General features: G+C 69.9%; 7 protein-coding genes and 1 other RNA gene. 4 read left to right on the top strand and 4 right to left on the bottom strand.

Translation table 11 applies throughout. From position 1 onward, the window contains the following. Positions 1-234, top strand: an RNA gene (rnpB, locus tag ACTHNQ_RS07130) — RNase P RNA component class A; the annotation flags it as partial. 198 nt (positions 235-432) lie between these two features. Here the strand turns inward: rnpB and ACTHNQ_RS07135 are convergent. Together ACTHNQ_RS07135 and ppgK are read right to left on the bottom strand one after the other, a co-directional pair. Next, positions 433-897 (bottom strand): hypothetical protein, encoded by a 465-nt coding sequence (locus ACTHNQ_RS07135; RefSeq protein ID WP_440332342.1) that lies wholly within the window; start codon positions 895-897, stop codon positions 433-435. Between the two features lie 254 nt (positions 898-1151). Next, a complete protein-coding gene (gene ppgK / locus ACTHNQ_RS07140; protein ID WP_440332343.1) occupies positions 1152-1916 on the bottom strand; it encodes a polyphosphate--glucose phosphotransferase in 765 nt (254 codons plus the stop codon). Positions 1917-2011: 95 nt separating this feature from the next. Between ppgK and ACTHNQ_RS07145 the strand changes: the two genes are divergently transcribed. Genes ACTHNQ_RS07145 through ACTHNQ_RS07155 form a run of 3 tightly spaced genes read left to right on the top strand, consistent with a single transcriptional unit; the run spans position 2012 to position 6654 of the window. Further along, on the top strand, positions 2012-2239 hold the full coding sequence (locus ACTHNQ_RS07145; RefSeq protein ID WP_018170917.1) for a hypothetical protein: 228 nt from the start codon (positions 2012-2014) through the stop codon (positions 2237-2239). A gap of 60 nt (positions 2240-2299) precedes the next feature. Next, entirely contained in the window at positions 2300-3637 is a 1338-nt protein-coding gene (glnA, locus tag ACTHNQ_RS07150; RefSeq protein ID WP_018170916.1) for a type I glutamate--ammonia ligase, read from the top strand. A gap of 14 nt (positions 3638-3651) precedes the next feature. After that, positions 3652-6654, top strand: a complete 3003-nt coding sequence (locus ACTHNQ_RS07155; protein WP_440332345.1) for a bifunctional [glutamine synthetase] adenylyltransferase/[glutamine synthetase]-adenylyl-L-tyrosine phosphorylase — start codon at positions 3652-3654, stop codon at positions 6652-6654. Positions 6655-6694: 40 nt separating this feature from the next. Here the strand turns inward: ACTHNQ_RS07155 and ACTHNQ_RS07160 are convergent, their stop codons facing one another. Together ACTHNQ_RS07160 and ACTHNQ_RS07165 are read right to left on the bottom strand one after the other, a co-directional pair. After that, positions 6695-7405 (bottom strand): peptidase M23, encoded by a 711-nt coding sequence (locus tag ACTHNQ_RS07160; protein WP_440332347.1) that lies wholly within the window; start codon positions 7403-7405, stop codon positions 6695-6697. 135 nt (positions 7406-7540) lie between these two features. Beyond that, positions 7541-8272 (bottom strand): glutamine synthetase family protein (locus tag ACTHNQ_RS07165; protein ID WP_440332349.1); only part of this gene is annotated, 732 nt, incomplete at its 5' end.

Consider the following 8272-nt stretch of genomic DNA (forward strand, 5'->3'; position numbering starts at 1 on the left):
CGGCTTCGGCCGGGGTAAGGGTGAAAGGGCGGTGTAAGAGACCACCGGGGTCGTGGTGACACGACCCGCACGGCAAACCTCGCCCGGAGCAAGGCCAGACAGGGGATGTTGACGCGGCCCGCCGAGTCCCCGGGTAGGCCGCTGGAGCGGCACGGCAACGTGTCGCCGAGAGAGATGACCGTCCACGGGGCATCAGCCCCCGGACAGAACCCGGCGTACAGGCCGGCCCATTCGCCCGCTCTCACCTCATCGGTGATCTCGCGATGCTTCTCCCGCGGAACTCCCGAACCTCCGCCGACTGGGCGCAACCGTCTCCCGCGCCCAGTCGCCCCTACCCGGCATGGGGCGGTCACGTGTAGTCTGCCGGCAGGGGAGGCCCGACCTCGGCGGTGGGCGATTCCCGACGTCTCCCACCGCCGAACCGGGGCACTGTCACCCGGTGAGCGTCACTGTGTCGGTGACGCTCTTCGCACCGTCACTACCGAAGACGGTGGAGACGAGCGTGTATTCGCCGGCCGGCATCGGAGGCTCGCCGTAGAGGATGGGGCCGGTGATCTCCGCAGCTCCGTAGGCGGGGATGGCCACACTGCCGGAACGAAGCGTGGTTTCGGTGCCGTCCGGGAAGATCGCGACGATCGTGTAGGACACGTTCGCGACCGATGGGTCGCCTGCGGTGTAAAGGATCTGCCCGCCAGCCCACTGCAGTGGGCCGACGCCCTGCCCCCCGGCGTCCGTGACGCCGTACGACTGGATCTCGAGGACCGCGATCGGCACGTCTCCTGTGGAGGCGGCGACGCCAGGAGCCGCGGCCGCAAGCACGATTACGGGCGCCGACCAGGCGGCGGCTTTCACCACGCTTCGTCGCGACAGGCCCTGGTTGGGGGTCCTCGTATCCATGTCGTGTCCTCAGATCTGCAGGTGATGGGAGGTCTGCATATTCATCCTCGCGACATGCGGTCGGCTCGGAGGGTCGTGGTCGCGCAGTGAATCTGTTACGACCGTTGGTGCAAGCGACGGTTGTCCGGAGATCCATCGAAGAGGCCGACGGGCCCGCCGGACGTCGGCGCTGCCGGCAGCCGAAGGGAGAATGCGGCCCAGGGCTCGGTTTGTGCGTGCTCTCCGCCTGTCGCGTGCCCGTTGAGCGCCCGGAGTCAGTCCCGCGCGAGCGCCGCGGCGCCGATGATGCCGGCGTTGTTGCGGTGCACCGCAGGCACGATCGGCGTGTTGAGGTGCAGGAGGTGCAGGAACTGGTCGGCGTGCTTCGAGACCCCGCCCCCGACCACGAACAGGTCCGGGCTGAACAGGAACTCGATGTGGCTGTAGTACCACTGCAGCCGCTTCGCCCACCTCTCCCACGACAGGCTGTGGCGCTCCATCGCCGAGTAGGCCGCGTACGACTCGGCGTCGCCGCCGTGCTTCGCGCGCTGCACGTGCCCGAGCTCCGAGTTCGGCACCAGCACGCCGTCGTACAGCAGTGCGGAGCCGATGCCGGTGCCGAGCGTCGTGAGGATCGTGAGCCCCGGCTGATCCTTCGCCGCTCCATAGCGGACCTCGGCGACGCCGGCGACGTCGGCGTCGTTGGCGAAGTGGATGTCCCGCCCGAGTCCGTCCTCGAAGAACTTCTCGGCCTCGAACCCGATCCACTGGTCCGAGACGTTCGCCGCGGACAGCGTGCGCCCGTTCTTGATGATCGCCGGGAACGCGACGCCGAGCGGCACCGAGGCGTCGTCCGCGACGCCGAGCACGGAGAGCACTTCCCGTACGGCGGCGAGCACGTCCGGCGGGTGGGCTCCCGGAGGAGTCGCGACCTTGATCCGGTCGCTGATGAGCTCGCCTCGCTCGAGGTCCACGATCCCCGCCTTGATGCCGGTGCCACCGATGTCCACGCCGACGGCGCGTGCCGCGTCAGATGCCATGCCCTCAGCCTATCCAGGACGCGCGGTCGAACCGGAGTCCGCGTCAGTAGGATCGTCCTGAGACGACGAGTCCCCGCGATCCGAGGAGCAGCGCCATGACTGACGGCAGCGAGAAGTACTGGTACAACCTCAAGACCGGCGAGGTCGAGAAGGGGTTCGAATCGCCCGCTCCCGACCGGGCCGGCCCGTTCGACACGCCTGAGCAGGCGGCGAAGGCGCCCGAGGTCATCCGCGAGCGCTCACGCGCATGGGCCGATGAAGAGGCTCGCGAGGACTCGTGGGGCAGTGCGCCCGTGTCCGACGAGCCCGGCGCCGACCAGTAGTCTGGGCTGGATCCCGCTCATCCGGACGAGCGGGATGGATCGGGCACCGGAGAGGACGCGATGGACAAGCAGCGTGACTTCGTTCTGAGGACCATCGAGGAACGGGGCGTCAAGTTCGTCCGCCTGTGGTTCACGGACGTGATCGGAACGCTCAAGTCGGTCGCCATCGCCCCGGCCGAGGTCGAGGGCGCGTTCGCCGAGGGGCTGGGCTTCGACGGCTCGGCCATCGAGGGCCTCACGCGCTCGTACGAGTCCGACCTGCTGGCGCACCCCGATCCCACGACGTTCCAGACGCTCCCGTGGCGCGGCGAGATCGATCCGACCGCGCGCATGTTCTGCGACATCACGACCCCCGACGGGGAGCCCGCGGTGGCCGACCCCCGCCACGTGCTCAAGCGCACGCTCGCGAAGGCCGCGGACGCGGGCTTCACGTTCTACACGCACCCCGAGATCGAGTTCTACCTGCTGAAGTCCTCGTCGTTCGGCACCGAGGGCCCGGAGCCCGTCGACTCGGCGGGCTACTTCGACAATGTGCCCGGCGGCACCGCGCACGACTTCCGCCGCCGCTCGGTGCGGATGCTCGAAGATCTCGGGATCTCGGTCGAGTACAGCCACCACGAGGGCGGTCCCGGCCAGAACGAGATCGACCTCAGGTACGCCGACGCCCTCACGACGGCCGATAACATCATGACCTTCCGCACGGTCATCAAAGAGGTCGCGATCGAGCAGGGCGTCTACGCGACGTTCATGCCCAAGCCGATGACCGGCAAGCCGGGCAGCGGCATGCACACCCACATGTCGCTGTTCGAGGGCGACGTCAACGCGTTCTACGAAGAGGGCGCGCAGTACCAGCTGTCGAAGGTGGGCCGTCAGTTCATCGCGGGTCTGCTGCGTCACGCGAACGAGATCTCCGCCGTCACCAACCAGTTCGTCAATTCGTACAAGCGCCTCTGGGGCGGCGACGAGGCGCCGAGCTTCATCTGCTGGGGCCACAACAACCGGTCGGCGCTCGTCCGCGTACCCCTCTACAAGCCCAGCAAGGGCCAGTCCTCGCGCGTCGAGTACCGCGCACTGGACTCCGCCGCCAACCCCTACCTGGCCTACGCGCTCATGCTCGCGGCCGGCCTCAAGGGGATCGAAGAGGAGTACGAGCTGCCCGCCGAGGCCGAAGACAACGTGTGGTCGCTCACCGACGCCGAGCGCCGCGCGCTCGGGTACGCACCGCTGCCCGCGAGCCTCGACCACGCGCTGGAGTACATGGAGGAGTCCGAGCTCGTCGCCGAGACGCTGGGTGAGCAGGTGTTCAACCACGTGCTGCTCAACAAGCGCCGGGAATGGCAGGAGTACCGCTCCCAGGTGACGGCGTTCGAGCTCAAGAGCAACCTCGAGCTGCTCTGAGGGCCGTCGGACGGATGTCTGCGAGCGACCGGCCGAGCTCCCTCACCCCGCTCGCGCGCGTCGGCTTCAGCAGGCTCGGTGACGCCGAGCAGCTGCTGGACGAGCTCGGCGGGCTGACCGGCATCCTTCGCGAAGACGTCCTCGAGCGGGCCGCGACCGCGGCCGACCCCGACGAAGCGCTGCTCGCCGTCACGAAGCTCGCCCGCCGCGACGATCAGGCGGTGCGACGCACGCATCGGCACCCCGGTGCCTGGCGGGCACTGTGGGCGCTGCTGGGAGCGTCCACAGGCTTCGGCGACTTCTTCTTGCGGCATCCCGCAGAACTCGACGAACTCGTCCACGCCGGCGAGCGTCTTCCGACCGAGGGCGAGCTGCTCGCTTCGCTGCTGGAGTCGGTCGGCGCCGAGGACGGCTTCGCCGCGGACGGCGGGGAGAGCGCCTGGGTCTCGCTGCGCGTGCGGTACCGACGACTGCTCGCACGCATCGCCGCCTACGACCTGCTGAGCGCTTCGCCCGTGGACGAGGTCGCCGCGGTGTCGGCACGGCTCGCGGATGCCGCCGGCGCGGCGCTGGAGGCATCCCTCGCCGTTGCGCGCACGCGCGTGTCGGGTGGGGCGGCCGGTGCCGGGCTGTTCCCGCGGGAGCAGGTCGCCGAGACCGGACTCGCGATCATCGGAATGGGCAAGACCGGCGCCCGCGAGCTCAACTACGTCAGCGACGTCGACGTGATCTTCGTCGCGGGCGGCTCCGACACCGCGGTGGAGGAGTACGGCGAGAGCCGCATCGTCGACATCGCCACCCGGCTCGCGGTGCAGACGATGCGCGGCATCTCGGGCGTCGAGATCGAACCGCCTCTGTGGGAGGTCGACGCCAATCTGCGGCCTGAGGGCAAGCAGGGCGCTCTGGTGCGCACCGTCGAGTCCCATGTCGCGTACTACGAGCGCTGGGCCAAGAGCTGGGAGTTCCAGGCGCTGCTGAAGGCGCGTCCCATCGCCGGCGACCCGGCCCTCGCCGCCGAGTACATCGCGGCAGTGCAGCCGAAGGTCTGGACGAGCGCGGCCCGCGAGAACTTCGTCGACAGCGTCCAGCGCATGCGCGAGCGCGTCACCGAGCACATCCCTGCCGCCGACGTGCCGTACCAGCTGAAGCTCGGGCCGGGCGGCATCCGAGACATCGAGTTCACCGTGCAGCTGCTGCAGCTCGTGCACGGCCTGTCGGACGACCGCATCCGCCAGCGCGGAACGCTCGAGGCCCTCGACGCCCTCGTGACCGAGGGCTACATCGGCAGGACCGAGGCGTCCGCGTTCGCCCGCGACTACCGCGTACTGCGCCTGCTGGAGCACCGGGTGCAGCTGCGGCACCTGCGCCGCACCCACCTCATGCCCGAACGGCCGGACGACCTGCGGGTCCTCGCGCGCGCGAGCGCCCTGGCCGACACGGGCCAGGGCGTCTGGGAGCTGTGGGAGTCGGTCAAGCGCGAGGTCCGCGACATCCACGTGCGGCTGTTCTACCGCCCCCTCCTGTCGGCGGTTGCGGCGCTTCCCGCGGACGAGCGCGTGCTGTCGACGGCGCAGGCCCACGACCGGCTCGCCGCGATCGGCTTCGCCGACCCCGCGGGCGCGCTTCGGCACATCGCGGCGCTGACGAGCGGTCTCAGCCGCAAGGCGACGATCCAGCGCCACCTCATGCCCGTGATGATCCGCTGGTTCGCCGACGGCGTCGATCCGGACTACGGGCTGCTCGCGTTCCGCCGCCTGAGCGAGCGGCTGGGCGACACGCACTGGTTCCTGCGGATGCTGCGCGACTCGTCGGGCGCCGCCGAGAGCCTGTCCCGCGTGCTCTCGGGTTCGCGCTACGTGGGCGAGCTCATGGAGTGGATCCCCGAGTCGGCGGCGTGGCTCGATGATCCCGACCTGCTGCGGCCTCGGTCGGGCCGCGCTCTGCAAGAAGAGGCGCGGGCGATCCAGACCCGCCACGCGACGGTGCTCGAGGCGATGCGCGCCGTCCGGGCGCTCCGCCGTCGCGAGCAGCTGCGGCTCGCGCTGGCGGCGATCCTCGGCGCCGTCACGATCGAAGAGGTCGCCGAGGCTCTCACCACCATCACCGAGGTGACGATCCAGGCGACGCTCCGTGCCGTGCGGCGCGACATCGTGCCGCCCGAGGACGCGGCGCTCGACTTCTCGGTCATCGCGATGGGCCGGTTCGGGGGCGCCGAGCTGGGCTTCGGATCGGATGCCGACGTCATGTACGTGTATCGCGCGAACGGCGTCGATCCGCAGCGCGCTCACGAGCTGGCGCTCAAGCTCGTCGCCGGACTGCGGACGCACTCCGAGGATCACCGGGTTCCGCTCGAGCTGGATGCCGACCTTCGCCCGGAAGGGCGCAACGGCCCCCTCGCGCGGTCTCTGGACGCCTATGCCGAGTACTACCGGCGATGGGCCCTGTCGTGGGAGGCGCAGGCGCTGCTGCGGGCTCGCGGCGTCGCGGGGAGCGTCAAGCTCATCCGCGACTTCATGCAGCTGGCCGATCAGGTGCGTTACCCCGAGAAGGTCGATCCGACCGCGTTGCGCGAGATCAAGCGCATCAAGGCGCGCGTCGAGAGCGAACGGCTGCCGCAGGGCGTCGACCCGTCGCGTCATCTGAAGCTCGGGCCGGGCTCGCTCAGCGACGTCGAATGGCTCGTGCAGCTGCTGCAGCTCCAGCACGCGCACGACGTGCCCGCAATGCGGACCACGTCCACGCTCGACGCATTGCGTGCGGCGGTGGACGCCGGCCTTCTGCCGGTGACGGCGGCGGACCGGCTGGCCGAGGCGTGGCGCCTCGCGAGCCGACTCCGCTCGGCGAACACGCTGCTGTCGGGCCAGACCAGCGATGTGCTGCCGGTCGACCGCAACAAGCTCGACGGCATCGGTCGCCTTCTGGAGTATCCGCCGCGCTCCGCCACGCGTGTCGAGGAGGACTATCTCGGCACCACCAGGCGCGCACGTCGCGTCTTCGAGAAGCTCTTCTACGGCTAGCGGATGCCGGGCGCCCGGCATCCGCTGACCCGGGGCCGCGTCACGGGACGGGGCACTGCGGGATGCCGTCGCTGCTGTCGCCCGCGAGCGGCGCACCGCTGACGGCTGCCACGACACGCACCGCGCGGTCCCAGAAGCGCGCGTAATGCAGCGGATCCTGATTCACCTGCGTGCGGTGGGCGACCAGAGTCGGCTCGACCGCTGCGCGATCGGGCACCCGTTCAGCCATCGCCCGGTAGAAGATCGAGGCCGACGTGTACGGGTCGAGGCGCGCCTCCCGCGAGCCCCACGAGTCCTGCTGCTGGAACAGGCCGATCGAGGTCGTGGGGGAGCCGTCGGGGTTCGTCGCCCCGCTCGTCTCCCAGTCGCCGTAGTCGATGTTGCGCAGCGAGGACTCGCCCATGGCCGTCATGACCGCGATCGTCTGATCGCGCTGGTCGAAGCCCAGGTCCCTGCCTGCGGCGAGGATGGTGCAGGCGTTCTGGAGCTGCTCCGACCGGTATCCCGCGACGACGGGAACGCGCACGTGGGAGCTGTAGTCCGGGAACGTCCTGTCGAGCGATCCCGCGAGATACGCCGTTCCGAGAAGGAGGGCCGCGACGAGCACGACCGGCACCGTGATGGCCCATGCGATCCTCAGCCGGCGCGTGCGCGAGCGCGTGCGAGCACGCCGCGCCGGCCGACGTCGTGCCGCTGTTCGCGTCGGGCGCGCCCGACGCGAACGGGTCGTCGCGGTGGTGCGGGTGGGCATCGTCATCGCCTTCGATCGGGAGCGCGGGACGTCGTTCCAGCCTAGGACGCACACCGGGATGCGGCATCCCCTCCGGCGACGGCATGCAGAAGGGCCCCGGTCTCCCGGGGCCCCTGTGCGGTGCTGGAACGTACGTCAGACGCCGAAGTACAGCTCGTACTCGAACGGGTGCGGACGCGCCGCGAGCGGCTTGATCTCGTTCTCGATCTTGTACTCGATCCACGTCTCGATGAGCTCGGGCGTGAAGACGCCACCGGCGAGCAGGAACTCGTGGTCGGCGCGCAGTGCCTCGAGCGAGTCGAGCAGCGAGTTCGGCACCTGCGGGATGTTCTTCGCCTCCTCGGGCGGCAGCTCGTAGAGGTCCTTGTCGACCGGCTCGTGCGGCTCGATGCGGTTCTTGATGCCGTCCAGGCCCGCCATCATCTGCGCGGCGAAGGCGAGGTACGGGTTGCCGGAGGCGTCGGGCGCACGGAACTCGATGCGCTTGGCCCTCGGGTTCGAGCCCGTGATCGGGATGCGGATGGCCGCCGAGCGGTTGCCGGCCGAGTAGACCAGGTTGACCGGGGCCTCGTAGCCCTTGACGAGGCGCTTGTACGAGTTCAGCGTCGGGTTGGTGAACGCGAGCACCGCGGGCGCGTGCGCGAGCAGGCCGCCGATGTACCAGCGCGCCGTGTCGGACAGTCCGCCGTAGCCCTTCTCGTCGTAGAACAGCGGCTTGCCCTCGAGCCACAGCGACTGGTGCGTGTGCATGCCCGAGCCGTTGTCGCCGAACAGCGGCTTCGGCATGAAGGTCGCGACCTTGCCCCACTCCTCGGCCACGTTCTTGACGATGTACTTGAACTTCAGGATGTCGTCGGCCGCGTGCAC

The organism is Microbacterium sp. (assembly GCF_051953575.1).
Lineage (GTDB): Bacteria > Actinomycetota > Actinomycetes > Actinomycetales > Microbacteriaceae > Microbacterium.

Coding starts and splice junctions, on each gene's coding strand:
- ppgK (WP_440332343.1), bottom strand. CDS start 1,916: ATGGCATCTGACGCGGCACGCGCCGTCGGCGTGGACATCGGTGGCACC.
- ACTHNQ_RS07145 (WP_018170917.1), top strand. CDS start 2,012: ATGACTGACGGCAGCGAGAAGTACTGGTACAACCTCAAGACCGGCGAG.
- ACTHNQ_RS07155 (WP_440332345.1), top strand. CDS start 3,652: ATGTCTGCGAGCGACCGGCCGAGCTCCCTCACCCCGCTCGCGCGCGTC.
- ACTHNQ_RS07160 (WP_440332347.1), bottom strand. CDS start 7,405: ATGCCCACCCGCACCACCGCGACGACCCGTTCGCGTCGGGCGCGCCCG.
- glnA (WP_018170916.1), top strand. CDS start 2,300: ATGGACAAGCAGCGTGACTTCGTTCTGAGGACCATCGAGGAACGGGGC.
- ACTHNQ_RS07135 (WP_440332342.1), bottom strand. CDS start 897: ATGGATACGAGGACCCCCAACCAGGGCCTGTCGCGACGAAGCGTGGTG.